At 60.2% G+C, this 26,999-nt stretch carries 22 protein-coding genes and 5 tRNA genes; 5 read left to right on the top strand and 22 right to left on the bottom strand.

Features of this window, described 5'->3' with window-relative positions; genetic code table 11:
• Complete coding sequence (locus HWX48_RS02370) at positions 1-240, top strand: hypothetical protein (protein ID WP_175954234.1); 240 nt, start codon at positions 1-3, stop codon at positions 238-240.
• Here the strand turns inward: HWX48_RS02370 and HWX48_RS02365 are convergent.
• The 10 genes from HWX48_RS02365 to glgA all read right to left on the bottom strand — a co-directional run bounded on the left by HWX48_RS02365 (position 222) and on the right by glgA (position 13,043).
• Entirely contained in the window at positions 222-779 is a 558-nt protein-coding gene (locus HWX48_RS02365) for a hypothetical protein (protein WP_175954232.1), read from the bottom strand. The genes HWX48_RS02370 and HWX48_RS02365 overlap by 19 nt on opposite strands.
• 101 nt (positions 780-880) lie before the next feature.
• The gene (locus tag HWX48_RS02360) at positions 881-1,588 is read right to left on the bottom strand and encodes a histidine phosphatase family protein (protein ID WP_175954230.1); all 708 of its coding nucleotides are present in this window, start codon (positions 1,586-1,588) and stop codon (positions 881-883) included.
• A 163-nt stretch (positions 1,589-1,751) separates the two neighbouring features.
• Positions 1,752-2,963: a choice-of-anchor M domain-containing protein gene (locus HWX48_RS02355; RefSeq protein WP_175954228.1), complete on the bottom strand. Its 1,212-nt coding sequence runs from the start codon at positions 2,961-2,963 to the stop codon at positions 1,752-1,754.
• Entirely contained in the window at positions 2,947-4,764 is a 1,818-nt protein-coding gene (locus HWX48_RS02350; RefSeq protein ID WP_175954226.1) for a choice-of-anchor M domain-containing protein, read from the bottom strand. The genes HWX48_RS02355 and HWX48_RS02350 overlap by 17 nt, the downstream gene beginning before the upstream one ends.
• 144 nt (positions 4,765-4,908) lie before the next feature.
• Complete coding sequence (locus tag HWX48_RS02345; RefSeq protein ID WP_175954225.1) at positions 4,909-7,998, bottom strand: bifunctional [glutamine synthetase] adenylyltransferase/[glutamine synthetase]-adenylyl-L-tyrosine phosphorylase; 3,090 nt, start codon at positions 7,996-7,998, stop codon at positions 4,909-4,911.
• Positions 7,998-9,332, bottom strand: coding sequence for a glutamine synthetase family protein (locus tag HWX48_RS02340; RefSeq protein ID WP_175954223.1), 1,335 nt, complete (start codon positions 9,330-9,332; stop codon positions 7,998-8,000). The genes HWX48_RS02345 and HWX48_RS02340 overlap by 1 nt, the downstream gene beginning before the upstream one ends.
• An 84-nt stretch (positions 9,333-9,416) precedes the next feature.
• Complete coding sequence (locus tag HWX48_RS02335; protein ID WP_175954221.1) at positions 9,417-10,340, bottom strand: SPFH domain-containing protein; 924 nt, start codon at positions 10,338-10,340, stop codon at positions 9,417-9,419.
• 54 nt (positions 10,341-10,394) lie between these two features.
• Entirely contained in the window at positions 10,395-10,850 is a 456-nt protein-coding gene (locus HWX48_RS02330) for an NfeD family protein (protein WP_175954219.1), read from the bottom strand.
• Positions 10,851-10,925: 75 nt separating this feature from the next.
• Positions 10,926-11,717 carry an ABC transporter ATP-binding protein gene (locus HWX48_RS02325; RefSeq protein WP_175954218.1) on the bottom strand — a complete coding sequence of 264 codons (792 nt, stop codon included), beginning with the start codon at positions 11,715-11,717 and terminating at the stop codon, positions 10,926-10,928.
• Positions 11,718-11,819: 102 nt separating this feature from the next.
• The gene (gene glgA, locus HWX48_RS02320) at positions 11,820-13,043 is read right to left on the bottom strand and encodes a glycogen synthase (RefSeq protein WP_175954216.1); all 1,224 of its coding nucleotides are present in this window, start codon (positions 13,041-13,043) and stop codon (positions 11,820-11,822) included.
• A 204-nt stretch (positions 13,044-13,247) separates the two neighbouring features.
• Between glgA and glgC the strand changes: the two genes are divergently transcribed.
• Together glgC and serB are read left to right on the top strand one after the other, a co-directional pair.
• Positions 13,248-14,492, top strand: coding sequence for a glucose-1-phosphate adenylyltransferase (gene glgC / locus HWX48_RS02315; protein WP_175954214.1), 1,245 nt, complete (start codon positions 13,248-13,250; stop codon positions 14,490-14,492).
• A gap of 188 nt (positions 14,493-14,680) precedes the next feature.
• Positions 14,681-15,400 carry a phosphoserine phosphatase SerB gene (gene serB, locus HWX48_RS02310; protein ID WP_175954380.1) on the top strand — a complete coding sequence of 240 codons (720 nt, stop codon included), beginning with the start codon at positions 14,681-14,683 and terminating at the stop codon, positions 15,398-15,400.
• Here the strand turns inward: serB and HWX48_RS02305 are convergent.
• The 11 genes from HWX48_RS02305 to HWX48_RS02255 form a co-directional block, all read right to left on the bottom strand.
• Positions 15,357-15,902 (bottom strand): NUDIX hydrolase, encoded by a 546-nt coding sequence (locus tag HWX48_RS02305; RefSeq protein WP_175954212.1) that lies wholly within the window; start codon positions 15,900-15,902, stop codon positions 15,357-15,359. The genes serB and HWX48_RS02305 overlap by 44 nt on opposite strands.
• Positions 15,902-17,077: a PrsW family intramembrane metalloprotease gene (locus tag HWX48_RS02300; protein ID WP_175954210.1), complete on the bottom strand. Its 1,176-nt coding sequence runs from the start codon at positions 17,075-17,077 to the stop codon at positions 15,902-15,904. Before HWX48_RS02300 ends, HWX48_RS02305 begins: the two co-directional genes overlap by 1 nt.
• The gene (locus tag HWX48_RS02295) at positions 17,077-17,676 is read right to left on the bottom strand and encodes an HIT domain-containing protein (protein ID WP_175954208.1); all 600 of its coding nucleotides are present in this window, start codon (positions 17,674-17,676) and stop codon (positions 17,077-17,079) included. The genes HWX48_RS02300 and HWX48_RS02295 overlap by 1 nt, the downstream gene beginning before the upstream one ends.
• Before the next feature lie 72 nt (positions 17,677-17,748).
• Positions 17,749-19,758 carry a threonine--tRNA ligase gene (gene thrS / locus HWX48_RS02290; protein WP_175954206.1) on the bottom strand — a complete coding sequence of 670 codons (2,010 nt, stop codon included), beginning with the start codon at positions 19,756-19,758 and terminating at the stop codon, positions 17,749-17,751.
• Between the two features lie 181 nt (positions 19,759-19,939).
• Positions 19,940-20,986 carry a peptidoglycan bridge formation glycyltransferase FemA/FemB family protein gene (locus HWX48_RS02285; protein ID WP_175954204.1) on the bottom strand — a complete coding sequence of 349 codons (1,047 nt, stop codon included), beginning with the start codon at positions 20,984-20,986 and terminating at the stop codon, positions 19,940-19,942.
• Positions 20,987-21,041: 55 nt separating this feature from the next.
• Positions 21,042-22,292, bottom strand: a complete 1,251-nt coding sequence (locus HWX48_RS02280; RefSeq protein WP_175954202.1) for a carboxylate--amine ligase — start codon at positions 22,290-22,292, stop codon at positions 21,042-21,044.
• 143 nt (positions 22,293-22,435) lie between these two features.
• Positions 22,436-22,510, bottom strand: a tRNA-Val gene (locus HWX48_RS02275).
• A 1-nt stretch (position 22,511) separates the two neighbouring features.
• Positions 22,512-22,582, bottom strand: a tRNA-Cys gene (locus tag HWX48_RS02270).
• Positions 22,583-22,623: 41 nt separating this feature from the next.
• Positions 22,624-22,696: transfer RNA gene (locus HWX48_RS02265), tRNA-Gly, on the bottom strand.
• A 49-nt stretch (positions 22,697-22,745) separates the two neighbouring features.
• Positions 22,746-22,817: transfer RNA gene (locus HWX48_RS02260), tRNA-Val, on the bottom strand.
• A gap of 1 nt (position 22,818) precedes the next feature.
• Positions 22,819-22,891: transfer RNA gene (locus HWX48_RS02255), tRNA-Gly, on the bottom strand.
• A gap of 274 nt (positions 22,892-23,165) precedes the next feature.
• Here HWX48_RS02255 and HWX48_RS02250 point away from each other — a divergent pair.
• Both HWX48_RS02250 and HWX48_RS02245 read left to right on the top strand, forming a co-directional pair.
• Positions 23,166-23,717 carry a DUF3000 domain-containing protein gene (locus HWX48_RS02250; RefSeq protein ID WP_254872918.1) on the top strand — a complete coding sequence of 184 codons (552 nt, stop codon included), beginning with the start codon at positions 23,166-23,168 and terminating at the stop codon, positions 23,715-23,717.
• 7 nt (positions 23,718-23,724) lie between these two features.
• The gene (locus HWX48_RS02245) at positions 23,725-24,966 is read left to right on the top strand and encodes an HRDC domain-containing protein (RefSeq protein ID WP_175954200.1); all 1,242 of its coding nucleotides are present in this window, start codon (positions 23,725-23,727) and stop codon (positions 24,964-24,966) included.
• A 57-nt stretch (positions 24,967-25,023) separates the two neighbouring features.
• Here the strand turns inward: HWX48_RS02245 and dxs are convergent, their stop codons facing one another.
• Positions 25,024-26,961 carry a 1-deoxy-D-xylulose-5-phosphate synthase gene (gene dxs / locus HWX48_RS02240; protein ID WP_254872917.1) on the bottom strand — a complete coding sequence of 646 codons (1,938 nt, stop codon included), beginning with the start codon at positions 26,959-26,961 and terminating at the stop codon, positions 25,024-25,026.
• Positions 26,962-26,999: the final 38 nt, after the last annotated feature.

Below are 26,999 nucleotides of genomic sequence, written 5' to 3'. Positions count from 1 at the left end.
ATGGCTCTTGCTCGCGGCCCCCGCGACCTCATCTGCTCAGCTCGCGAGTGCGAGGAGAAGGCGACCCATGCCCTGGTGTGGTCAAACCCCGCGATCCACACCGGGCGCCACAAGACATGGTTGTCGTGCCCAGAGCACGTGTCGTTCCTGCACGACTACCTTGCCTACCGGAAGTTTCCGGTTGAAACCCTCGCTCTGCACGAGTTCCTTGCCCGTGAGGCTCACTCCACAACGGAATGATCCACGTGCCGAGGTGGGCGCTCGCCCAGTTCACGCATGAGGAAGTCAGCGTCGCTGTTGGTCACAGACAGGACGATGTCGCGCCGCCCATCAATGTGAAGGCGAATGAGGGGCGCTCCGACAGAGAAGTAAACAAGACCGTTCTTCAAACGCACTCCAAAACCGGCAAGGTCCTCGTTGTCAGGATGCTCCACAACGGCACGGATCGTGTCCAGAGGGATCGTGCGGGAAGTGCCAATGACACTTTCTTGAACGATGAAGTCTTCACGAGTCAGGCGCCACTCGATGCGCGTGCGCCCCACGGTAGCGACACCGACGAGGGCGAGGGCGATGACAACGGCAACCAACGCCATGACCCAGGTGTTGATGGACTCTGAGTCGGTGAGCATCCAGCGGATGATGGCGATGCAGGCCAAGAGGGTGATGATGCCCATCGCGATCATCATGAATTTCCAGACGCGCCGCTTTTCGGTCGAGAAAGTCCGAACGCCCTCGAAGAGCACTTCGGGCTGAGCGGGAGAGAGCGTGTGATCCGACATGGCTGGCCCCTTTCGCGCCGTTGCAAAGTGACACTTCCATTCTCCCAGCCCAGCGCAAAAAGTGCAGGGGATCACACTGTGTGTCGATTCTTGGCGTGGGCTCAGCCGTTATTCAGACTCATGACAACGCCGTCAGAGACGTCCCATTCCCCCACGGGACGCTCATTCCAGGTCTGTGCTTCAAAGCCGCCCAGCATCGCATCGAGCGATTCAAGGGCGGAAGAAGAAGGCAGGTCTAGGACGGCAGTATGTGTGTTCTCGAGGCGGTACTTCATAACGAGCGGGACAGTGATCTCTGGGGCAAGCGTCGCTGCAATGACACGATTGAGCGCCCCATGGGCGACAATCACACCGACGCCGTGCTCGCCAGCCACATCAAAGGCATGGAGGAGGACCTCTTGCACAACAGGAAGTGCGCGACCAAGAATCTCCCGCCCACTCTCACCACCGGGCATCCGCACATCCCAGTCTCCACCGGCCCACGGGGCAAGGGTGCCCATGTAGCGCCCAATGTCGGACAGGGAGGCGTTCATCTCCAGGTCGCCTGAGCGCACCTCACGAATACCAGGGCGAACCATGGGTGTAATGCCGTAACGCTCGCACAGGGGCGCTGCCGTTTGACGGGTGCGCGTCAGGGGCGAGACGGCGATGGCCGAAGGTGGGGCTGCGACCTCGCTCTCCCAGCGCCGAGCGAGGGAGTGGGCTTGTTCCTGTCCGCAGCCATTGAGGGGGGCACCCGGCCTGCCCGTGTCAAGTGCTCCCGTGGCATTTGACGAGGTTTGACCGTGACGAACCAGTACCAAGCGCATTCCATCATCCTTGCAATCGCGATGCGGGCAGGATTGGCCCGCTGGACAATCTTCTCACTCACCGTCCAGGGAAGAAACACTCCATCAAGCTCCTGCCCCACAGCACTTCTGTGCAGCGTGCGGAGCTAGGCCTCGTCGGCTTTGCGTCGGCGAGGCCTCCTCCTTAAGAGCGGAGGCTCTTTCTCACGGCCAACACAATGACGATCCCCGCAACGATGACCGCAGCGAGAATGGTGCCCACGGTTGCTGGAGAGTAGCCGCCCAGCACGGTGTTGACGGCCGAGAGGGCCTCTGCGGACTGCCCGCCATCTGCGGAGGCGCTTTGGGCGTTATCAGTGCCACGCGCACCGGCAGATGCCTTCGCGGCCTTCGCTTTCTTCTTCTGCGCGTCCTTCTTCGCAGCGGAGCCAGACTGTGCGGCATCGCCGCTTTGCGGCTTCTCAGCCGACCGGGCGCTCTGGGCTGACGATGCGGAGTTTCCAGAGGAAATATCGACCACGCGGCCCACACGTTGAGAGGAACGGGCGCTACTGCGCCCCTCAGAGGAAGAGGCAGAGGCCGAGGGAGCCTGTGTGGAAGAGGAGCCCTGTGCCGTTGAGGAAGCCTGCGCCCCGGCACTGCCCGAAGGCTTGTCAGCCCCCGCAGAAGAGTTGCCAGATCCCGAAGAATCAGCGTTCTTCGGTGCCGTCATCCCCTTGATCTCATTAATGTCCCTGCGCAGATCAGGCTGGTTGGGAGCGGGAGCATTTGCCCCAGGAGCCGGCGCACCTGGGCTGTTTGGTGCGGGCTTTGTGTCTGCCTTGTCATCACTCGGCGTCCCATCCTGGCCATGACGAGGGCTGTCCACAGGAGGCTGTTCCTGACGGTCCTGATCCACAGCAAAGGTGAAGATCTTCGCTGGAGCGATCTCCGTAGTACCGCTCACGGCACGCACGGACACGCGGTACACACCGGGCTCACTGAACACCCAGGCACCGTGCAGGTGGGTGCTCTCACTGGTGCGGATCCACTTCTTCTCAGCGTCCTTCGAATGCACGCGAAGATCAATCCCCTGTCCGATTCCCGCCGACGTGAGGAAGGACACTGCACCATTCGCAGGGCCCTCGGCCAAGGTGACCTCATAATCAATGCCCTGCGGGTACTTCCCATAATCGATACCCTCTGTGGAAAAACCGGGCCAGATGAGGGAATTCACCTGTGTTTCGGGCAGAACATAGAACTCTGCACCCACGGGGCCAAGGAAGTTCAACGAGGGATGAGCCATCTGCTCAGTACGACGTTCACGCGCGGAACGCGGCACAACCAAGGTCACAGCGGAGGGTTCACGCAAGAGGCTGCGATTCTCGCCGCTCAGACTGTCATCCTTGATCGCCATTTCGAGGCTGCCACTGGCAGTGGGCGCCAGGCGGATATCCAGGTGCCCCTGACGAATCGCAAGAGGTGCAGTCGAGAGGGCTCAACAGCGGGCGCTTCTTCCACGATCGGGGGAAGGTCGGGCTTGGGCAGGGGTTGAGGCTGGGGCTTGGGCTGGGCGCTGGGGAACCTGAGCCACCAGGCGTCCCGGGAGAATCTGGCGTCCCGGGTGCCTCGTCAACGGGCGGCTCGGTGTGCAGGTCGTAGTCATTATTGGCCCGCAGCGGCAGCGTTAAAGGGTAAACCCGAGCCGTCGAGATATCAGGGTTATTGATGGTCAGGGTCACCGGCGCTACATTCGCGTAGGGGTGGGGCACGATGGAGACTCGAGCAACCGCAGAGTCCTTGCAGTAGTTCATGTGGGCGACAAAGAGTGCCTGACCGTTGACGAGTTTTCCTTCGGAGGAGCAATCCGCGATGTCGGTGCGCTTATTCGGGTAGAAACCCAGGGTGAAGGTGGCGTTGAGGCGCTGATCGCCCCGCAGGGCAACGGAGTGCCCCTCGCCATCTGGCAGGGGCATAATGGCCAATTCAATGGCGCCGCTGCTGACCTGCTGGTCCTGGGCAGTGAGGGTGGGCGAAATCTCCCGCGCGCCCTCAGCGACCAGTTCGTCAGTTCCCTGAGTGATCCTCACCGGGTCCTTGTGCTGACGCGAGAATTCCACGGGCTGGGAGGCCCAGCGCGCGCTGGCGCCGTCACCAGGAATGTAGATGGCCTGGAAAGTGGATGCTCCATCACCGATCATCTCATCAAAGGAGGCCGCGCCATTCTCGACCGGCACTTCGGTCATGTAGTAGCCGTCAATCGTGACGACGAGGGTGCCGCGGTCGCTCGTATTCCCCGTTGTGAAGAGGAAGTCGGTGAGAGCGTCATCGCCGACGACGAGGAAGTTCGTCTTCTGGGCGATGGTGAGTTCAGGCTGGGCTGAGCCACCATCGGCGCGTTGAGTGCGAGCCTGCGCGAAAGCTGCCCGGACGTCCTTCACCGTTCCGTGGTCGGGCCGAGTACCGCCCACCTGCCAGACGACAGGGGTCACGCGGGAGGTGTAGACGGTCTTGCCTCGTGCGTCGCGCGCGACAGCTGCCACATTGAGTTCGTAACGACCCGGCTTGGAGAAGGTTGTGAAGGCATGCATGTGCCGGGGGTTAAAGATCGTGCGGTAGGCCTTGTCGTGGCTTGACCAGCTTCGACGCACACCGGCTGAGGTACGGGTGAAGAGTTCCATGCGGCCAGGACCATGAACGCTCACGAGATCAAGAACATAGTTTCCTGCTTCAAAGCGTGAGGCGGCGCCAAAGAGGGATCCATCGACACCAATGCCCGCCCAAATGGGGGTATTACCAGGCCCGGGATCCTGAGGGGCAGAGAGCCACATGGTGCCGACCTCACCGAGGAAGGCAAGTTCGGGATCCTCAGGGACGGAGAAGAGGTGCTTGACGATTGGATAGGCCGAACTGCCACCCCACCCGCGCCCAAGCCAAAGAACGCGCCTGTCAGCAGGGTCTTGTCCCACTTGGATAGAGAGAGTTTTTGCGGCCGAGTTCCAGGCAGGAACGGGAGCGTCAACGTGCTGGCGGGTGATGGTCACGCGGTCCTGGTCGGGCCCGGCGTAGGCGCTGTCGGCGAAGACACCTGTTGTGACGGTACCGAGGAGGAGGGCGACTGCGGCGCTCAATGTTCGGCGCAGTAGTGCCCGGTTTTGGGGGTGTCCGACGCCCTGGGAGAGGGCGGGGTTGTGGTCTTTGCGGAAAGACTGTTGCACGTGTGAACGCCTCGTGAGCATTCCGATCCTCACTCACTACTATTGATAATCGTTATCATTATAGCAAGCGCAGGATCGCCTTCACAAAAACGCAATGACGTCGCCTACACCGCATCGCGGGTCATCACAGGCGCTATCGCACCCCTAATGCAAGCCGTAAAACACCTCATCCATAACCACGCGCGCGCGGCGCGCCGCCCGCAACCAATCCTCCTCAAGCTGACTCTCCTGGCCACGCCCATAGCCCATCAAACGCGCCAACGGCATCGAATCGCGCACATCACGGGACAGCACATCAAGCTTTGCACCGCTCATCCGACCCGAAATCAACACATTGCCCGAACGAATCCGCGCCGCCAACTCCCACGCCCGACGCAAATCCTCCGCCTGCTCACCAGCGAGCAGCCCCTCCCCCAAAGCGGCCTCCAAAGCCCCAAGCGTAGAGGTGGTGCGCAGTGCAGAGCAGGTGGCGGCATGCTGAAGCTGGAGCAGTTGCACCACCCACTCAACATCCGTCAGACCACCCGGCCCGAGCTTGACGTGGCGGGCAGGTTCAACGCCGCGAGGTAAACGCTCCCGCTCCATCCGCGCCTTCAACAGGCGAATCTCGGTCAGCGCCGCATCAGACAATGGCTCCCCATAACGAATTCCATCAACGCACGCCATCATCTCCACCAAAAGATCCGCAGGCCCCGCAGCCGGGCGGGCACGCAACAGCGCCTGCCTCTCCCAAGCCAAAGCCCAGCGCCCGTAGTACTCCTCATAGGCCTGCGGGGTCTTCGTCATCGGACCGCTACGCCCCTCCGGACGCAGATCCAGATCCAAACTCACCCCCATCTGAGAAGAGGTCGAGCCCAAGAGCGTACGTACCCGATGAACAATCCGTGTCGCAGCCTCCGCAGCCCCGGCTTCCGACACTCCTTCACGAGGGCGATGAACAGCCATCACATCCGCGTCAGAGGCAAAAGACGACTCCTCCCCGCCATAACGCCCCATCGCCAGGAAAGCCACATCCACCAGCTCGCCATAAACGGCATACTCCTCGCGGCAGGCGATCTCCAGGGCCGCCTCCAGCACCTGATCAGTAGCAGCAGCAATCTCAGGACGGACAGGCCGCAAATGGTCCACCGCATCGGCCATAGCAGCGCGAGTCAACTCACGATTGCGAACAGCCCTCACCCTCGTTGCCGCCGATTCCGCATCAGGATGACGATTCAGCAGGGCAGTCATCTCAATTCCCAAGCGCTCCCGTCCCACAGGAGCAAGCAACGCGTCATCATCCAACCACTGCACAGCCTCAGGACGAAGCTCCAAAGATTGCGCGATCCAACGGCTCGTTGACAACACCTCGCACAGGCGCTGGGCAGCGACCCGCGAATCACGCAAAAGCGCCAAATACCAGTGCGAATCGCCAATATGATCTGACAAGGTACGGAAATTCAGCAGACCCATATCAGGATCAGGACCGTCAGCAAGCCACGACAGCACAATCGGCAAAAGATTGCGTTGAATAGTTGCCCTGCGCGAGGTCCCCTCCGTCAGAGCATGAATATGGCCAAAAGCACCACGAGTGTCGCGGTAGCCAATCGCCGCAAGACGAGCCTGCGCCCCGGCCTCGTCCAACCCCGCAGCGTCCATCGCCACCAGACCCGCCTGATCGAGGCTCAACTGCGCCGTTGCCGCCACGATCGGACGATAGAACATATCCTCGTGCAAGGCGCGCACGCGCGCACGCACCCGCGAAAGCTCCTGAGTAAAGGCCTCCCCACTGGTGAAACGCTCCCCAAAGGAACGCCACAAGGCCCGCAGTTGACTGTCTTGCGTGGGCAGCAAATGCGTGCGCCGCATACGCGGCAGCTGCGCGCGATGCTCCACAGCCCGCAAGAAGGTGTAGCACTCGCGTAGCTCCGCAGCGTGGGAGCGCGCCACATAGCCACCTGCGCTCAAAGCCGCCAGAGCCTCAACAGTATTGCGCTGATGGAGGGCATCATCATAACGACCGTGGACGAGCTGAAGAAGCTGCACAGAAAACTCCACGTCACGCAGGCCCCCACGCCCAAGCTTGAGCTCACGATCAGCGTCTTTTCGCGGCACCGACTGCTCAACGCGCACACGCATGGAACGCGCAGCCTCCACGAAGCCCTCCCGGCTCGACGCACTCCACACGAAGGGAGCAGCCGCCTCCACAAAATCACTACCCAGGCGCACATCACCAGCTGCGCAGCGCGCCTTCATCAAGGCCTGGAACTCCCAGGTTTGCGCCCACTTACTCCAATATGCCCTATACGAATCCAGGGTCCGAACAAGCGCCCCATCCTTCCCCTCCGGACGCAAGGCAGCATCCACCGTCCACAGCGGCTCTTCCCCACCCGCCCCTGAACAGACCTGCGCGGTCATTGAGGCAAGCCGAGTTGCAATCGACAGCGCCTCCTCATCACCCTGGGAAACATAGACGACGTCAACATCGGAAATGTAATTGAGCTCCTCAGCTCCCGTTTTCCCCATGGCAATCACCGCCAGAGGAACCCGCCCCTCAGGATCGATATCACGGCGCGCCACGGACAACGCCGCCTCAAGCGTCGCATCCACCAACTCAGCCATACGGCGGCCGACCTCAGGCATATACGCCACAGGATCCTCATGCGTAAGATCGTCGGCCACGATCCCCAACAAGACCTCACGATAGGCCCGGCGCACATCATCCACGCCCGCCGCAACCCCAGCACACACAACGGTGCCGCCACTATCGGCATCGTCCTTCTCGCTCCCCAGGGACTGGCCACCATCGCTCAGCGGCATGGCACACACTGCCTCAAGAAGGTGCTTCCTCACCGAATCAGGCTTCATCCACAGCCACCGCGCTCGCTCAGGAAGGGCGACCACATAGTCGCCCAGCTGGCGAGACATACCAAAAAGCGCAGCAAGACGCTTCGAACGCAACGCATCCGACGCCAACTCCGCAACCACTGCCGGAGCGACCTCGTGGAAGCGAATCATCTGCAACAGACACAGATCAGGATCCGCACTCGCCCCGCACAACTCAGCCCACCACTGTGGATCGCCCGGCAGTTCCTCACACATCACCTGCGCGCGTTCAACGCTTGTAAACCCCCGCGCGCGCAACTCCTGCGCGCGAAGATCACGGCCACCGCGCTGCCGGGCAGGGCGGCCCGCATCAACCTCCCCGATATCCCCCTCCGCCAAGGAAGCAGAACCCGGCGACTCCACCACCATCAGTTGACCTTCATGAACTCGCGAAGCTCCTGAGGCGTAATCTGCGCCCGGTACTCACGCCACTCCTTCTCCTTATTGCGCAGCACGTAGTCAAAGACCTCCTCGCCAAGGGTCGCCGCCACCAGCTCTGAGCCGCGCATCAACGCCGCCGCCGACTGCAAAGACGCAGGAAGAGGATCGATCCCCAAGACCTGACGTTCCCTCTCCGACAAATCCCACACATTGTCCTCAGCCTCGGGCATCAAAGGCAGACGCCGTTCAATGCCGTCAAGACCAGCAGCGATCAACACCGCCAAACCCAAGTAAGGGTTCACCGCAGGGTCCAAGGCGCGGTACTCAATACGTGCTGAGCTACGCTTCGTCGGCTTATACACCGGCACGCGCACCAGGGCAGAACGATTATTGTGCCCCCAACAGATAAACGAGGGCGCCTCTCCCCCACCCCACAGGCGCTTATAGGAGTTCACGTGCTGGTTCGTCACCGCGCACATTTCAGCCGCATGCTCAAGCAAGCCAGCAATGAAATGGCGCCCGGTGGCCGACAGACCATACTCACCCGCCGGGTCATAAAAGGCGTTCTCTTCACCTTCAAACAAAGAAATATGGGTGTGCATGCCTGAGCCCGGATGCTCAATAAAAGGCTTGGGCATGAAAGAGGCCACCATATCTTCACGCAAGGCAACTTCTTCAATAACAGTACGTGCCGTCATGATGTTATCGGCAGCGGTTACCGCGTCAACAGCGCGCAGATCAATCTCGTTTTGTCCGGGACCACCCTCATGGTGACTGAACTCCACATTAATCCCAAAATCTTCAAGCATTTGCACTGCGCGGCGGCGGAAATCATTCGAGTCGCCCCGGGTCACGTGATCAAAGTAGCCCGCATTATCAACGGGAACCATATGGTCGACCGTCAAGGGCTGCTGGAAGAGATAGAACTCAATCTCCGGGTGGACCATAACGGTGAAACCCATGGCGCGGGCCCGTTCCACTGTGCGCTCCAGCGCACCACGAGGATCCGAGCGTGCCTGCAGGCCATCGGGGGTGTAGACATCGCAGAACATGCGAGCGACAGCCTTATCGCTGTCATGCCAAGGCAGCAGCTGGAAGGTCGAAGCATCGGGCCGCAAAAGCATGTCGGACTCGTGGACGCGGGTCAATCCCTCAATGGCGGAGCCATCAAAGCCAATGCCTTCTTCGAAGGCCTCTTCGAGTTCACCTGGATCGATAGCCACCGATTTCAAGACGCCGGCAACGTCAGTGAACCACAGGCGGATGAAACGAATATTGCGTTCGGCTACTTCACGCAGCACCTGTTCTTGAAGTCGATCCATGGTTTTCTCCTTGACGCCAAATCAGTCAACAGTGAGGAGGCCGTGTATGTCGCCATGCGCGCCATACACGGCCTCCAGCCGTTGTCAGTTCTTTGCTCCGCCAAATCCCTTGGCGACAGCATCGAGTGCTGCGGTGAGCTCGGTGGGAACAACCCACACCTTCGAAGCATCGCCCTGAGCAATCTGTGGCAGCATCTGCAGGTACTGGTAGGACAGCAGATCCGGTGTCGGGTTGCCATTGTGAATGGCGTCAAAGACCGTCTGGATCGCCTGGGCTTCACCCTGAGCGCGGGTCACTGCAGCCTGTGCGTCACCTTCTGCGGACAGAATTGCCGACTGCTTCTCGCCCTCAGCCTTGAGGATCTGCGACTGGCGGACACCTTCAGCCGTGAGGATCGCTGCACGCTTGTCACGCTCAGCACGCAACTGCTGCTCCATAGCGTGCTGGATTGAGGGCGGCGGATCAATAGCCTTGAGCTCCACGCGGTTCACGCGGATACCCCAGCGGCCGGTTGCCTCATCCAGGACGCCACGCAGCTGAGCGTTGATATTGTCGCGGCTCGTCAGGGTTGCTTCAAGGTCAAGGGAACCGATGACGTTACGCAGGGTGGTGATCGTCAACTGCTCGATAGCCTGAATGTAGTTGGCGATCTCGTAGGTGGCGTGCATCGGGTCGTTGACCTGGTAGTAGATCACCGAGTCGATGGAGACCACGACGTTATCGGCGGTGATCACCGGCTGCGGGGGAAAGCTCGTCACCTGTTCACGAAGATCCACGCGGCTGGCGATACGGTCGAGGAAGGGCACGACAAGGTGCAGGCCCGCATACATCACCGAATGGAACTTACCAAGACGTTCAATAACCAATGCACGCGACTGGGGAACAATCTGGACTGCGCGCACCACGATCGTCACAATGAAGATGACGAAAAGAACGATGGCGATCAGACCGATCGTTCCCCCAAAAAGCGTCAGGCCCGAGGGAGACAGGGGAAGCACAGGGGACATAAGTCCGTCCTTTCTTTAGGGGTGTGATCCCAGAAAAGCTAGTGTGTAGAGCGCTCAGCACTCACAGGGCGCAGCAGCAGGCTGAGCAATCGGCATCACCACAGCTGTCGCGCCATCAATTTCCTTCACAGTGACAGCCGTCCCCTTAGGCAACAGAGCACCATTAACAGCTCGGGCACTCCAAATCTCACCATCGAGACGCACGCGGCCGTTGTCACCCTCAAGGGGCTCAGTGACCACTGCATTCATGCCCACAAGGCTCTGCGCATTCGTCTGCACATTCGGAGTCGAACGTGCCAGGTGGGCTTTCGCCCACGGACGCACAAGGAAGAGCAGAATCATTGCGGCAATGGCAAACACAGCAACCTGCACAATCAGAGGCGCACCCAAGGCAGAGGCCAGTGCTGCACACAGTGCAGCGAGAGCCAGCATGAGGAAAATCAGATCAACGGTTAGCAACTCAACAATGCCAAGCCCAACTGCTGCGATAACCCACCATACCCAACTCATAACATCCTCCTTCGAGATTCCGCTGACTCAGCGGTCAGAACCGCAACGTTCCGCTAACGAAATAATAGACGAGGCTCACTCTTCGCGAGGCGCATGCGCGTGCCAACGGCCATCTGCATGCGTCACATTGAGCGGCAATCCAAAGACCATTGACAGGTTCACACCCGTCAGCACCTCGTCGATGGGTCCAGCATGAGTCACTTGCCCGTCGGCCATCAGAGCTGCGTGAGTAAAGCCAGCCGGAATCTCCTCAATCTGATGAGTGACAAGGATGAGCTGCGGCGCACGCGGACCCGCAATAATCTCTGACAGTGCCCGAAGCAGCAACTCACGGGCACCAAGGTCAAGGCCCGCCGTTGGCTCATCCAAGATGACAACCTCAGGATCTGTCATCAATGCGCGGGCCAATAGGACGCGCTGACGCTCCCCCTCCGACAGGGAAGAGAAACGCCGATCAGCCACGTGCCCAACCCCAAAAGCAGCCAGCAGATCATTGGCACGCTCCGTATCGGACTCCTCGTATTCTTCATCGAAAGACCGTGTCTGCCCCCACGCGGCAGTACGCACACACTCACGTGCGCTCTGGCCCGGACGCAGGCGCGAAGCAACGCTCTGCGAACTCAGGCCGATAGCCGTCGCGAGATTACCCACAGGGTGCTCCCCAACTGGGGTTCCCAGGATGACGACCTCGCCCTCGTCGGCAGCTTCGCGTCCCGTCGCCACCCGGACCAGCGAGGTCTTTCCAGCGCCATTGGGGCCCATAATGACCCAGTGCTGTCCGCTGTCGGTCGCCCACGTCACGTCGTGAAGAATTCGCTGGCCGGAGTGAGTCAGGCTCACTCCCTGGAGGTTAAGAACGCTGCTCATAAGAAAAGACTAACCCGCGTCAGGGCAATTCGATGCCATGACGCGGGGCAGTTCAAGAATAGAACTTCGCTATATGGCCTCCAACGAGGTCATTCCCAAGGCTCAGACGAGAGTCCGGTACAGCTCCAGCGTCTTCTCGCCAATGGCCTGCCAGGAGAACAAATCCCGCGCGCGTGCCAGACCAGCAGCCCCCATGCGTGCCGCGAGCTCTCGATCGTCAAGGACGCGAATGAGCCGCTCTGCCATGTCGGCCTCGAAACGCTCCGGATCAATCGGGGTGCCCGTCCCATCCTGAACCTGCTCAATGGGAACGAGGAAACCCGTCTCACCGTCAACGATGACATCTGGAATACCGCCCGTCGCCGTACCAACGACAGGCAACCCCAGAGCCATCGCTTCCAGGTTCACGATGCCCAGAGGCTCATACACCGACGGAGTAATAAACACATCGGCGGCATCGAGGATAGCGGCCACATCCTTTTGCGGGAGCATCTGCGTAATGAGAATGACTCCCGAGCGCTCTTCACGCAGCTGAGCGACCAGACCGTCAACCTCGGCAGCAATCTCAGGGGTGTCCGGAGCGCCCGCACACAGAACGATCTGGACATCCTCAGGCAGACGCCGAGCCGCGCGCAAGAAGTGAGGCAGACCCTTTTGGCGGGTAATACGCCCAACGAAGACAACCGTCGGTCGTGAGGTGTCGATACCGTGCTCTGCCAGCACCTGTTCCTGGCGCTCGCGCTCAGCATCGCTGGAAGGAGCGTGCCACTTCTCAAGGTCAATACCGTTATGGATGACATGAACCTTAGCGGGATCGACAGCTGGGTAGCTGCGAAGGATGTCAGCCTTCATGCCGTGAGAGACGGCGACGATCGCGGATGCAGCCTCGTAGGCGGTCTTTTCGACATAGGAGGACAGGCGGTAGCCGCCGCCCAGCTGTTCAGCCTTCCATGGACGAAGAGGTTCAAGAGAGTGGGCACTAATGACGTGAGGGACCCCGTGCAGGAGAGAGGCAAGGTGTCCAGCAAAGTTGGCATACCAGGTATGAGAATGGACGAGGTCGGTGCCTTCGGTTGCGGCCGCCATTTCGAGATCCACAGCGAGGGTACGCAGCGCAGCATTGGCATTCTTGAGAGATTCAGGCTCATGAAAGCCTGTGACACCGGGTTCGCCCCCATCAGTGCCCGGCACGCGAGGCCCATCGAAGGCTTGAACACGCAGGTCATCAACTAGCGGGCGAAGAACCTTCGCCAGCTCGGTCACATGCACTCCTGCACCACCGTAGATGTGGGGTGGGTATTCGCGGGTAAGCAGGTCTACGCGCATCAGGGCCTCCTTCAGGATGGGTGTTTCACCAAGCCTAACGATTTTACGGCGCACGTGTGGTGGAACACCTTAGGACGTTACGACTATTGTCATACCCCGCGAGCCCCTTTGCACCGCTCAGAGCAGGCTCTCCTCGCCCGAATTTTGAGTTTTCAGTCGCTGATATGCTCGCCTTCTGCGCTTCAGAGCCCTAAAGTGTGATCTATGGCGAAGAATTCTGTGCTTGCGATTGTCCTAGCCGGCGGCGAAGGCAAGCGGCTCATGCCGCTAACCGCTGACCGCGCAAAGCCCGCTGTCCCCTTTGGAGGCCACTACCGCATTATCGATTTTGCTCTGTCGAATATCGTCAACTCGGGCTACATGAAGGTTGTGGTGCTGACGCAATACAAGTCGCACTCCCTGGACCGACATGTCACGAAGACGTGGTACATGTCCCCCCTGCTCGGAAACTTCGTTGCCCCTGTGCCTGCCCAGCAACGTCGCGGGCCCCACTGGTACCTTGGATCTGCGGACGCCATCTACCAGTCCCTCAACATCGTTGAAGACGAAGCACCCGAATACATTGTCATCATCGGCGCTGACAACATCTACCGCATGGACTTCTCACAGATGGTCCAGCACCATATTGACTCTGGTCTTCCCTGCACGGTCGCCGGCATCCGCCAGCCTATAGAACTTGCTCCCGCTCTCGGCGTGATTGACAGCAAGGACGGCGTTGTCCAGAACTTCGTTGAAAAGCCCGCCTCCCCCGATCATCTTGCCCTTCCCGACGACCCGATGAAGGTTTTGGCCTCGATGGGGAACTACGTGTTCACCACCGACGCCCTGACTGCCGCGCTGAAGGAAGACGCAGCCAACCCCAATTCCAAGCACGATATGGGCGGCAATATCATTCCCTGGTTCGTCGAACGAGGCGAATGTGGCGTCTACGATTTCCAGGACAATGACGTGCCAGGATCCACCGATCGCGACCGCGATTACTGGCGCGACGTGGGTACGCTCGACGCCTACTACGACGCGAATATGGATCTCATCTCCGTCCACCCGGTCTTCAACCTCTACAACCGGAAGTGGCCGACGATGACGATGATCGACGGCGACCTGCCTCCCGCAAAGTTCGTCTACGGCTCTGAGCATTCCCGTATGGGTCACGCCGTTGACAGCTTCGTGTCACCGGGAACGATTATTTCCGGAGGCGAGGTCTACCACTCGATCATTTCGCCGGGCACCTACATTCATTCGTGGGCTCAGGTGACCGACTCCGTCGTCATGCATGATGCCCGCGTGGGTCGCAATGCCATCGTCGCCAAAACGATCCTCGATAAGGGCGTCGTCGTCGAAGAGGGTGCCACCGTTGGCGTCGACCTTGAGTATGACCTCGCACGTGGCTACACGGTGACAGAATCTGGGATCACCGTTGTTCCTAAGGGAATGGCCGTGACCAAGTGAGTCAAGGCGACCGCCTGGCTCTCATTCTTCCGCAGGCCCTGCAGTCCGGGGAGTTCCTCAAGCGCTTCCACAGCGCCGGGATACTCCCCGGACTTCGCCCTGCCGCCAGCTACGAGGCCACCGCTGGCCTCCCCGCACTTGACGTGTTTCCTCTCGGCGTCGGCGTAGACCTCGGCACCTCCGCTCTCATGGAGCTTCGCAGCTGTGGTGGCGAGGTCATCGCCATTCCCGAAGCGATTGCATCCGAGGGGGCGGGATTGGTCGTCACCGATGTGGATTCGACGCTTATTGGGCAAGAAGTCATCGAGGAGATCGCCCACTACGCAGGAACCCGAGAAGAGGTGGCACGCATTACCGAGCGAGCGATGAATGGCGAGCTTGATTTTGCGCAGTCCCTCCGTGAGCGGGTTGCCACCCTTGCTGGCGTGCCTGAACAGGTCTTTGCTGAGGTAAGCCGATCGATTACTGTCACTGTCGGTGCGCAGCACCTGATTGATGCCGTTCATACCGGTGGCGGGTTCTTCGGTATCGTCTCAGGTGGTTTTGAAGAGGTTGTCGGGCCTTTGGCCGCCTCACTCGGTATCGATCACTACTGTGCCAATCGCCTGGAGGTCAGCGAGGGGATTCTCACCGGTCGTGTGCTGGGCGATATTGTCACCGCCGACACGAAGGTAGAGATGCTCCGAACGTGGGCGGATGCCCATCAGGTTCCCATGAAACGGACCGTCGCCATTGGTGATGGCGCCAACGATATCCCCATGATGCACGAGGCAGCCCTCGGCGTCGCCTTCTGCGCCAAGCCCGCCGTGCGTGAACAGGTCGGCGCTCAGTTGTCTGTGTCGCGCCTGGATGTCTTGAGTGTTCTCACTGCCCCTCTGGAGAACGTCCCTCCCACATCTCGCGCATAACGCCATCCCAACCGTCACGCCACCGTGGTGCCAATTCAGGCAATCCCGCCGGAGTGAGCATCGTGGTCTGAGACAGCTCCTCCAGATCCTCCAGATCCCACCAGCGTTGCTCGTCGAGAACATCACGTTCAAGATCAGTCCAACCCTGGTCAGATAGTTCAGCAGCATCCGTATGGACGACGAAGTAGTGTTCGTCTTGGCGGGCCGTGACCGCGAGGAACTCGAATTGGGCACGACGGTAGAGGACGGGACCGATCAGATCATCGGCGGACACCTTGATCCCCGTTTCCTCATAGAGTTCCCGCACTGCTCCGTCTCGGGGATCTTCACCCGGCTCGAGCCCACCCCCGATGGTGAACCACCAGTGGTGCCTTGGGTCTTCACGATCGTGGCCGTGAACGAGGAGGATCTGCCCCTGAGCGTTGAACACCACCACGCGAGCCGCATTCCGGTGAGGGAAACCGTCCTCGTCCGGCACCCACTCCGAGCCCAGCGGCGACATTAAATCCTCACTCCTGCGCTCTCAAGAAAGACCTGCCGATGGCGAGTAATCTCCTGCAGGACCTCCCTGTCATGCGCCACGCGCAGAGGGTCGGGACCCAGGCGACGCATAATCTCTTCATCCAAGCCCAAGGTTGCACATCCATTGAGGAAGGCTGTCATTGACTCATGCGAGGGCTTACCGAATTGCTTCGCCCAGGCCTGAGCGCTCTTGCGGCCGGTGCGAGTCGTCACCATCTGCACCTCGTTGGGGAGCAACCATCCGGAGGCCACGTAGGTTTCCAGTCCGCGCGCGATGACCTTTGCTTCCGTAGCTGAGGCGCTGCGCAGGAAGAGCATCCACACGATAAACATCGGCAGGTGCAGGAAAAGGTAGAGGGCGATCCACATACCGGGCGAGGACAATACTGCGGTGGCATTCCACGCCGCGTGGATTGCGACGGCCGCAAGCCAGCCCGCAGGGATCAGAAGGAATCCTGTGGATCGTTGCGCCATTCGCACCGCCGTCCACCCTGCTGCCAGGCCGATCATCGAGGTGGCCATGGGGTGGAGGAAGGGACTCATGACGCCACGCATAAAGAAGATGATGCCCAGTCCAGCCACACCACCCGTTGCAGCCCCCTGCATGAAGTACATGACGTTTTCAATGAAAGCGAAGGCTGCGCCCGCAACCGCCGCATAGTACACGCCATCAAGAATCGAGTTCAGACGGTGGCGCCGTTTCCACAGAATCAAGACCACGCCCAGGCCTTTGAAGGACTCCTCCACAATGGGCGCCGCGACGATGATGGTCATGGTCTGCGCCAGTACGGCATCACCGGTGACGGCCTCGACCACGATTTCAAAGACCGTGTTGAAAATACCCGAGAAGAAAGTGGCAATGCCTCCTCCCCAGAGAGCAACGATTGCCGTTGTCCCCCAGGGTTCACGCTCCCATCGATCAACAGCGGCAAGCACCTGCATGATGACAAGGAAAGGCAGGAAGGCAGCCACCGTCAACAAAGCGGTGGGAATCACGCCACCCTGCAAGGACATAACCCACAGGACAATGAGCATGGCAATGATGCCAAAGGCCATGACGAGCGCCTCAAAGATACCGGCCCGTCGGCGTTGCAGTTGGTGCGACCAGTCAGGCGGCTGCACCCCGCCATACACCGAGATTGTCGGGTGATTCACTACTCATCTCCTGTGAGTGTCCATGCCTGCGCCAAACGACGGCGGGCGTCTTCTAGTAATTCGGGAATGGCCTTTGTTTGCGCAATGATGGGCAGGAAATTTGCATCCCCCGCCCACCTGGGCACAATATGCTGGTGCAGGTGAGCGGCGATTCCCGCTCCTGCAACATCACCTTGATTCATACCCAGGTTGAAACCGTGCGGTGCGGCAATTGCCCGAGTCACGCGCATAGCCTGAGCCGTGAGCTCTCCTAATTCAACGCGTTCGTCCTCGTTCAACTCCGTATAGTCGCTGACGTGTCGATAAGGACACACGAGCATGTGTCCCGAGTTGTAGGGGAAGAGGTTCATCACGACAAAACACTGCGCTCCACGATAGACAATCAGCCCTTCTTCGTCGCTGCGCTGCGGCGCACGGCAGAAGGGGCATTCATCTGCCGAACTGTCTGTGGGTTTGGCCTCGCCCCGAATGTAGGCCATACGGTAGGGCGTCCAAAAGCGGGAGAAGCCATCGGGCACCCCGGCAATCCCACGAGCATCCTCGTAGCGATCATCCCCTGCCAGGGGTTCGCCCAAGGGCATATTGAGCGGCTGCGTCATGGTGATTCTCCTTTCCGACCTCCCGCCGATCGATAACGGGGAAGCACCTAATGGCACTCCCCCGCTACGACCTTACTCTGTGGCCTCGGCGTTCATCAGGCCTTCGACCTCATCAGAGTTCACGCGCTGTTCAATGTGGGCAACGATCGCCGCCACAGCGTCGGCGACGGGCACCCCATTGGTCTGGGAACCGTCACGGAAACGGAAGGACACGGCGCATGCCTCCGCATCCTCGCCGCCAGCGATGAGCGTGAAGGGGACCTTTTCCTTCGAGGCATTGCGGATCTTCTTACCGAAACGATCGTCGGAGAGATCAACCTCCACGCGCACGCCGTGGGCGCGCAGCTGTGCGGCGACATCCTCAACGTAGTCGTAGAAGGCCTCGGCCACCGGAACGAGCTTGACCTGCACGGGCGACAGCCACGCGGGGAACGCGCCGGCGTAATGCTCAATGAGCACGCCGATGAAGCGCTCAATGGAGCCAAACTTCGCCGAGTGGATCATCACCGGCTGCTGGTGGGTGCCATCGGGTGCGGTGTACTCCAGGCCAAAACGTGCAGGCTGGTTGAAGTCGTATTGGATGGTCGACATCTGCCAGGTACGGCCGATGGCATCCTTGGCTTGGATGGAGATCTTCGGGCCGTAGAAGGCGGCGCCGCCCGGGTCAGGCACGCAGGTCAGTCCGGTTTCCTCGGCGCACTGTTCCAGGATACGGGTGGCTTCTTCCCACTGTTCGTCGGTGCCGATGAACTTGTCCTTCTTCTTCCCGTCGGTGTCGCGGGTGGACAGCTCCAGGTAGAAATCATCCATGCCGAAGTCACGCAGCAAAGTCAGGATGAAGTTCAGCAGGTGCTTGATTTCGTCAGCGGCTTGTTCGGGCATGACATAGGAGTGCGAGTCGTCCTGGGTGATGGAGCGCACGCGGGTCAGGCCCTGGAGCACGCCGGATTTCTCATTGCGGTAGACGGTGCCAAACTCAAACAGGCGCAGGGGGAGCTCTCGGTAGGAGCGGCCACGGCTGCGGAAGATGAGGTTATGCATCGGGCAGTTCATGGCCTTGAGGTAGTACAGCTGGCCGTCATCGTCCATCGGGGGGAACATGCCATCGGCGTAATAGGGCAGGTGGCCCGAGGTGTGGAAGAGGTCTTCCTTGGAGATGTGCGGGGTACCCACGTAGAGGAAGCCATTGTCGATATGAGCCTGGCGGACGTAGTCCTCCATGACACGCTTGAGGATGCCACCCTTGGGGTGGAAGACGGGCAGGCCGGCGCCGAGTTCTTCGGGGAAGGAGAAGAGATCCAATTCGGCGCCCAGACGGCGGTGGTCGCGACGCTCAGCTTCCTTAATGCGCTCCTGATAAGCCTGGAGATCTTCCTTCGAGGCCCACGCAGTGCCATAGATGCGCTGGAGAGGATCGTTGGCCTGGTCACCCTTCCAATAGGCCGAGGAGGCCTTGGTCAGGCAAAAACCCTGGCCGATGAGGCGGGTGTTGGGCAGGTGGGGACCACGGCACAGGTCGGTCCAGATCACCTGGTCGTCGCGTCCGACATTGTCGTACATGGTGAGTTCACCGGCGCCGACCTCAACGGATGCGCCATCCGCACCCGAGCCCTTGGTCTGGACGAGTTCGAGCTTGTAGGGCTGGTCGGCGAGTTCGACAGCGGCCTCGGCCTCGGTGATGACGCGGCGTTGGAAGCGCTGGCCTTCCTTGACGATACGCTTCATGCGCTTTTCGAGGTCACGCATGAGCTCGGGGGTGACGGCATCAATATTGCCAAAGTCGTAGTAGAAACCGTCGGTAATGAAGGGGCCAATACCGAGGTTCACGTCAGGGAATACCTGCTGGACGGCCTGGGCCAGGACGTGGGTGGTGGAGTGGCGCAGGATATCGAGGCCAGCCGGGGAGTCGATGGTGATGGCATCAACGGTGGCGCCTTCAGGCAGTTCACTGTAGAGATCGCGGGGCTCGCCGTTGATGTGGAGGGCGATGACCTCCTTACGGTCGGCGTACCAGGTAGTGCCGGTTGTGCCTGCCTCGATGCTGTGGTTGACACCGTCGATGATGACGTCGATAGAAGGCACCTTGAGCTCCTCAGGGGTTACAGAAAACACTAACTGGCCCATTCTACCCCCTGCGACTGGGGCGCTTAGTTCCCCTCACTCCCTCGGGAGGTGCTGTGACCACAGGAGGCCTGCACGCGCGAACGCGGGCAGAAGATCACGAGCAAGAATCCCTCAAGAAGAGCGCCGTGTTGGGGAGGACTCAGGCCCGCAGGGAACGCTTGAGTCGCAGAGCAGCACGCAGGGCCTTGTACAGGGTCGGTTTCAGAGGCATATCCCAAGCGCCAGGAACGTCGGTGTAGTGCTGTGCGTAGCGCTTCTTGTACTTGCCGACGCGGAAGAGCTGGGGAATACGCGGAGAATGCGCGCCCATCAGGTCAAGGCCACCCGTGATTCCCTCCGCTGCCAAAATCGCGGCCACACCAAAGTCCAAAGCATCGGGACCCAAAACATTGCGCGCCTGAGCGGAGGAAGCCCCGTAGAAGGCCACTGCCTGCTTGTCATAGACAAGCACGAGGTCCCAGCAGACGAGCTCACGATTCTCCCCTACCCTGACGCCAAAGAGGCGCGCATGCTCGGGACCAAGAGCAGACAGCATGGAGGTGTAGTACTCCATCGGATGAGGCGAGAAACCATCGCGTTGAGCCGTCTCGACAAGGATCGAGTAATACTCAGCGAAATCCTTCTCGGACAGGCCGGTTTCCTCGACGATGATGCCGCCGCCCTCGTCCATCCTCTTCTTCGCCCGACGAACCGCACGTCGTCCCTCGGTGGTCATCGATTCGAGGACAGACTCTTCGCTCCCACCGGAAGTGTCGATAATGACAGTGCGGTCGTAGGTAATGATCTGCAAGACGTCTTCCAGATCCTCAGCGCTGTAGGTGGCATGCAGGCGAACGAAGGCCACCGAACGATCACGCTTCTTCACCTCGGCCGCCAGATCAGCGCGGAAAGCTGCCTCACGCTCAGGCGTGGCTTCCTTGAGCCAGACCGGGCCGTGCTTGGCCCACAGGTAGGTGACTCCACGCAGGCTGTGCGCGTACAGGCTAATGACCGCGCAGCGTTTCTCACCCTCGAACCACTCAAAGCGGCCCCAATGGCGGTTTCCTCGGGTCGCCTCAAAAGCCTCCCAGGGAGCCGATTGCTCAATAGGCAGCGGAGCAACACCCGCAGCGCCAATACGCATGCCTTCAGCGTCAACTGCGACCAATCGCGTGGCCGGGGCATGGGACTGAGGTGAGGTCGTCATCGCCGTCAAGCTCCTTAGGTGTGGTGAACGGTGGCGCCCTGCGGGCAGCAACGCATCAGAAAGACTGGTCCGTGGCTTCAGGGTAATACCTGGCAAATTTTCGATGCTGATTCAGTTTCTGTAGGGCGACAATGAGGCGCCGCTTCATATCTGTTTCCACCGGGTATTCCAGGGGATTGAGGGCTTCCCCGCGGGCAATAATGCCCTCCACGCGAGCCCGCAGAGCGTCGTCGCGAATATAGCGCAAGAGGAGGGAGTTGGGAACCAGGGTGTAGAGAATCTCCTTACGAGCCTCCACGGGTTCACATTCCATCTTGTCGATAAGATCGGCCACCATCACCGACATGGGGTTGGCCCCCGCAGCACTCATGTACCAGTTATTCCGCCCGATGCGGGGATTAACCTCAAAGAAGAGTGCGCGGCCGTTACGCGGGTCGATCTTGACGTCGAAGTTCGCAAAGCCGCGATACTTCGTTGCCTCGAGGATGCGTCGAGCATCCTCCCACAATTCCTCAAAGGGCTCTGTCACCATCGCAACAGGGTTGCCAATCAGTGTCGGGTCGTGGTCTTCAAGAAGCACGCGAGCCGAACCGATCAGCGTCATCTCACCGCGCGAATCCACGTAAGCGGTCACGGAGCGCATGTAGGTGTTGTCGCCGGGGATCAGTTCTTGGACGAGGAAGGTGTCGGTGAATCCGGCATCAATGAGCGTGCTCCACAGCTGTTCAAGCTCCTCGGCAGTCTCAATGAACCAGATCTTCCGCTTGCCCTCAAAAACGAGTGCGTCGTAGGCATCGCCGCGCGCGGCTTTGGCAACGACGGGGAAGTCGAAGGGAATTGTCGGAGCGCACCATTGGGCCTGTGTCGCTGCCGAGAAGTCGACCTCAACGGTGCCGGGAGTGGCAATGCCCAGCCCCTCGCAGATGTGCGCGAAAGAGGCCTTGTCCGTGACAGCGTCGACCACCTCAAGAGTGGGGAAAGGTAAGGCGTAGTGAGAGGAAAGGACCTCGCGGTTGCGGGCAATGAAGGACGAGAAAAGATCGTGGTTGGCCATCAGAATAAGCTCACGACCGGGGTTCGCCGCCGCCAAACCAACGAGGACAGCAAGGAGTTCCTCGTCTCCTATGCGCGGGGGGATGCGCTCCACATCGAAGAAGACCGAACGTTTAATGGCTTCGGTGGGTGCCGAGGCAACCGCGATGCATCGACAGCCAAAGGCCTCGTGAAAGGAACGACCGATAGCGTAGACACCGGTATCCCCACCAATGATCACGGGAAGCAGGGAGTGTCGGTCTGTCTGAGTCATTCGGGCGTGCTCCTTTCGGCTTCTTTCCATAGAAGCGTCACCTTGAGACTAGCTTGTCCCTCCTCGACGTGCAGGGAGAATAGGTCTTCTTGGGTCAAGCTGTGGGATATAACAAAAGGCGGCACACGAGTGCCGCCTACTACTGGTGGGCGATACTGGGATCGAACCAGTGACCTCTTCCGTGTGAAGGAAGCGCGCTACCACTACGCCAATCGCCCGAGGTGGGTACGGGATTCGAACCCGTGTATACGGCTTTGCAGGCCGCTGCCTCGCCTCTCGGCCAACCCACCGAACATCCCACCGTTCGTCGGAGAGTTTCCGAGGGGGACCGAGCGGATGACGGGACTCGAACCCGCGACCCTCACCTTGGCAAGGTGATGCTCTACCAACTGAGCCACATCCGCATATTTTGGGGATCAACCCCGCGTCCTCCTGTCACCAGGTGACGACGAGTGGGCGATACTGGGTTCGAACCAGTGACCTCTTCCGTGTCAGGGAAGCGCGCTACCGCTGCGCCAATCGCCCGAGCGGATGACGGGACTCGAACCCGCGACCCTCACCTTGGCAAGGTGATGCTCTACCAACTGAGCCACATCCGCGTGTACATCGTGAGGATCTCAGATCGCTCCGTGCAACGAGTAGAACTCTAACAACTTCTGCGCCCGCATGCAAAATCAGCACTCAAGAGCGGGTTTTGGCCGTGAACGCAAGGGAAATACCAATCTCAGACCACGTTCAGGCAAACGTGAGGTGCGCAACACCTCGTTTTGAGGTCTCGCACGCACACGCATCTTGCGACCACAATGCGCCTCTATTCACCGCCAGACGGCGCGCCTGAACAGCGCCGCCGCAGGAGGGATTTACGCTGAAGGAGTGAGCGAAACACCTATTCCGGCGGACTTCATCACGGCCCTCCTCAGCCTGCGTGACACCCCACGCTCACCCGAACTCATCCTCGAAGAGATCCCCCCTCCTCGCCAACTCGCGCCCTGGAGCGCTGGACTGTCGATGCGCACGCGCATGGAAGGACACCAAAATCCCCTCGCGACGGGACGTTTCGTCGTCCTCTATGATCCTGACGGGCAAATCGGCTGGAATGGTACCTTCAGGATCGTCGGCCAGTTACGTACCCAAATCGACGCTGAAATGAGCACCGATCCTCTCCTGAGCGAAGCGCTGTGGAATTGGGCTCACGATTGCTTGGACGACGCAGGGGCGGGCTACCATGATCTGACCGGAACCGTCACAAAAGAGATGTCAGAATCCTTCGGCGGACTTGAACTTACCGACTCAACGCTCTACGTTGAATTACGCGCATCATGGACGCCGACCACCGCCTACCTCGGTGAGCACCTCAGTGCCTGGATGGAACTCCTGTGCCGCACGTCCGGCGTCGTTCCTACCCGTCACCTCGAACACATCTAACACCTGCATGCGTATTTCCAACAGTGGCGACCTCCCCAGCGGAGACAGCGAAAATCCTGTGCTCCTGGCAGGTCCGCGACACGGCGTCCCGGCAATCATCGACACCCCAGAAGCCTATGACAAGGCCATCAACGCCTTTCACTCGGGTACGGCGCCCATCGCCGCAGATGTCGAACGCGCCCACGGATTCCGCTACGGCGCAGACCCCTACCTCATCCAACTGCGCCGCGAGGACGTTGGCACCTTCCTCATTGACCCCACCATCCTCAACGACCTGAGTGCTCTGACTCCCGCAGCCTCCACCGTATGGCTACTCCATGATGCCGAGCAGGATCTACCGAATCTGCGCCAAGTCGGACTGGAACCCCAGGCTCTGTTCGACACGATGATGGCCGCGCGCCTCGTGGGAAGCCAACGCTTTGGCCTTGCCGCTATTACCAAGGAATTCCTGGGGCTTGCTCTTGCCAAAGAACACCAGGCCTCAGACTGGTCTGTTCGACCTCTCCCCACCGGCTGGCTACGCTACGCCGCCTTGGATGTTGAGGTCCTCACCGAGCTCTACCGCAAGCTCGCCACACGACTTCATGACTCCGGTCGATGGGAATGGGCAGAAGCCGAATTCGCCCACATCCTTACCCGTCCGCGCCCCGAACCGAAAACCGAGCGCTGGCGCAAAGTCCCCGGCAAGGGCGCCCTCAAGTCCCGCCGCAACCTCGCAATCCTCCGTGAGCTCTGGCTCGCCCGTGAACGCATTGCAGAGGCCATCGACATGGACCCAAACCGCCTGCTGCGAAACTCCGCACTGATCCGCGCCGCCGCCCAACCACCCCGCAACCGCAGAACACTGCTGACCATCCAGGACTTCCGCTCCCCGCTTGCGCGCGAACACACCGACCAGTGGATGCGCGCCATCAACCGAGGCCGTTTCGCGACGGAGGAGGAACTGCCCTCCCGAGGAGTGCCCCGATCCAGCGCGGGCATCCCAGAGATTCGCCACTGGAACCGCCTCGACCCCGAGGCTTTTGAACGACTGCGAAGCGTACGCTTTGCTATCGCGCAGATCGCAGAGGGACTAGACCTCGATCCTGAGATCCTCCTCGAACCCAAGGTCCAACGCTATCTGTGCTGGGCGCCCCTCGAAGGCCGCCGCCTCGGAGAGGAAATCGAAGAACGCCTCGTCCACAGTGGCGCGCGCGAGTGGCAGCGCACGCTGTGCACCGACGCTCTCATTGATGCCCTCAGCACCTGATCGTGCGCCCTTTCGCCTGACGAGGACGGCGCGTTCGCCTCGTCCTGCGTAGCAGAGCTACCCCCGCAACTGAGCGCAGGCATCCTTCACGGCCCTCACGATGCCATCAGCATCGAGACCAAGTGCCGCCTTCAAACTCACACGGGAAGCGTGAGGGAGGAAGGAACGCGGGATACCGCAGCTCACCACCGGCACGCGGGATAGGGCAAGGGCATCGCGCACAGCAGATCCAAAACCGCCCTCAACGAGGCCATCCTCGACGGTCACCACCAGGTCGGCCTCCCGCGCAAGATCCACCAGGGCAGGATTGATCGGAAGGAGCCAGCGCGGGTCAACAACGCGAACCTCAAATCCTTCGCCTCGCAGGCGCTCAGCGGCCTCCAAAGAGTCCGGCAAAAGCGCGCCTGTCCCCACACAGAGAACCCGCGACACTCGCGTCCGAGCAGGGGCGTCGGAGGATGCGACGTCGCCGACGAAGGAATCGCTGACATCGCGCTCAGTGAAGGAATCAAAGAGAATATCCACTCCCCCAACACAGCGAAGAGCCTCCATCGGTTCAGGCAACTCGCCCTTGCGGTAACGCACGACTGTGGGCGCATCCTCAACGGCAATGGCTTCACGCAGGCACGCACGCAGATTCACCTCATCGCGCGGGGCAGCCAAGCGCAGTCCCGGCACCATCGAAAGCATGGCAATATCCCACATGCCATTATGCGACGCACCATCGTCACCGGTCAGACCGGCACGATCAAGAACAAAGGTCACACCAGCCTGATGGAGCGCAACATCCATCAACACCTGGTCGAAAGCACGATTGAGGAAGGTCGCATACACGGCAAACACCGGGTGGGCGCCCTCGTAGGCCATCCCTGCGGCGGCGGCCACCGCATGCTGCTCGGCAATGCCCACGTCGATGACACGCTCGGGGAATTCCTCCGCCATCGGTCCCAACCCCACAGGCAGCATCATCGCCGCAGTCACACCCACCACATGTGGATGCTCACGAGCGATCTGGCACATCTCATCGGCAAAAACGCTGGTCCATCCGAAACGGGCAGGAGCGACAGGCAGTCCCGTCTCCGGGTGGATCTGCCCTACCGCGTGGAAACGATCAGCGATGTCCTCCTCAGCCGGGGTGTAGCCTCGGCCCTTCTGAGTATGCACGTGAACGAGAACAGGCTGATTGAGGCCCTTCGCTCGGCTCAAGATATTCTCCAAAGCCGCGACGTCATGACCATCCACCGGGCCGAGGTACTTCAATCCCAGGTCCTCGAACATAACCTGCGGAATGAGCGCGTCCTTTAAACCTGCCTTCAGACCGTGAAGAGCATCGTAGGCGGCTCGGCCGGGCTCCCCCAAGCCCAAAAGAGCACGCTTACCCCAAGCGAGCGTTCGCTCATACCCTTCAGAGGTACGCAAAGTGTCAAGATGATGGGCAACCCCGCCAATAGTGGGCGCATAGGACCGGCCATTGTCATTAATGACGATGAGTACGCGGCGGTGCTCCGATGCCGCGATATTATTCAAAGCCTCCCAGGCCATGCCGCCTGTCAGGGCACCATCGCCAATGACAGCCACCGTCCACGTCTCATCCCCCTGACGCTCCTTCTCACGCGAAATACCATCGGCCCATGACAGCGAGGAGGAGGCGTGCGAATTCTCAAGCACATCATGCTCGGACTCCGCACGCGAAGGGTACCCAGAAATACCTCCCTCTTGGCGGAGCTGCGAAAAATCGTGCCGACCCGTGAGCAGCTTATGGACATAGGACTGATGTCCGGTATCAAAGATGATGGTGTCTTCAGGTGAGTCAAACACACGATGAAGGGCAATCGTCAGCTCAACCACACCCAGATTCGGACCCAGATGCCCACCCGTCCGCGAAACCGACGTAATCAAATGGCGGCGGATCTCAATCGCCAACCGCTTGAGTTGAGGCACCTGAAGGTTCTTCAACTCAGCAGGGTGTTGGATGCCTGCCAGGAGAGTAGGCACTGTCTGGAGTCCACTTTCAACCATGAGCACGATTCTAG

Origin of the sequence: Schaalia sp. Marseille-Q2122 (genome assembly GCF_903645355.1) — a bacterium.
Classification (GTDB): Bacteria; Actinomycetota; Actinomycetes; order Actinomycetales; family Actinomycetaceae; genus Pauljensenia.
Note: the sequence above shows the minus strand (reverse complement) of the source record. Positions and strands in the feature narration are given on the sequence as shown.

Bases quoted from the DNA above. Each gene is read 5' to 3' on its own strand.
- HWX48_RS02295 (WP_175954208.1), bottom strand. From the start codon at position 17,676: ATGACGCAGCCGCTCAATATGCCCTTGGGCGAACCCCTGGCAGGGGAT.
- HWX48_RS02280 (WP_175954202.1), bottom strand. From the start codon at position 22,292: ATGACTCAGACAGACCGACACTCCCTGCTTCCCGTGATCATTGGTGGG.
- HWX48_RS02330 (WP_175954219.1), bottom strand. From the start codon at position 10,850: ATGAGTTGGGTATGGTGGGTTATCGCAGCAGTTGGGCTTGGCATTGTT.
- HWX48_RS02365 (WP_175954232.1), bottom strand. From the start codon at position 779: ATGTCGGATCACACGCTCTCTCCCGCTCAGCCCGAAGTGCTCTTCGAG.
- glgA (WP_175954216.1), bottom strand. From the start codon at position 13,043: ATGCGCGTAGACCTGCTTACCCGCGAATACCCACCCCACATCTACGGT.
- HWX48_RS02360 (WP_175954230.1), bottom strand. From the start codon at position 1,588: ATGCGCTTGGTACTGGTTCGTCACGGTCAAACCTCGTCAAATGCCACG.
- HWX48_RS02245 (WP_175954200.1), top strand. From the start codon at position 23,725: ATGCGTATTTCCAACAGTGGCGACCTCCCCAGCGGAGACAGCGAAAAT.
- HWX48_RS02285 (WP_175954204.1), bottom strand. From the start codon at position 20,986: ATGACGACCTCACCTCAGTCCCATGCCCCGGCCACGCGATTGGTCGCA.
- HWX48_RS02335 (WP_175954221.1), bottom strand. From the start codon at position 10,340: ATGTCCCCTGTGCTTCCCCTGTCTCCCTCGGGCCTGACGCTTTTTGGG.
- HWX48_RS02345 (WP_175954225.1), bottom strand. From the start codon at position 7,998: ATGGTGGTGGAGTCGCCGGGTTCTGCTTCCTTGGCGGAGGGGGATATC.
- HWX48_RS02370 (WP_175954234.1), top strand. From the start codon at position 1: ATGGCTCTTGCTCGCGGCCCCCGCGACCTCATCTGCTCAGCTCGCGAG.
- glgC (WP_175954214.1), top strand. From the start codon at position 13,248: ATGGCGAAGAATTCTGTGCTTGCGATTGTCCTAGCCGGCGGCGAAGGC.
- HWX48_RS02305 (WP_175954212.1), bottom strand. From the start codon at position 15,902: ATGTCGCCGCTGGGCTCGGAGTGGGTGCCGGACGAGGACGGTTTCCCT.
- HWX48_RS02325 (WP_175954218.1), bottom strand. From the start codon at position 11,717: ATGAGCAGCGTTCTTAACCTCCAGGGAGTGAGCCTGACTCACTCCGGC.
- serB (WP_175954380.1), top strand. From the start codon at position 14,681: ATGGAGCTTCGCAGCTGTGGTGGCGAGGTCATCGCCATTCCCGAAGCG.
- HWX48_RS02355 (WP_175954228.1), bottom strand. From the start codon at position 2,963: ATGGCGATCAAGGATGACAGTCTGAGCGGCGAGAATCGCAGCCTCTTG.
- HWX48_RS02340 (WP_175954223.1), bottom strand. From the start codon at position 9,332: ATGGATCGACTTCAAGAACAGGTGCTGCGTGAAGTAGCCGAACGCAAT.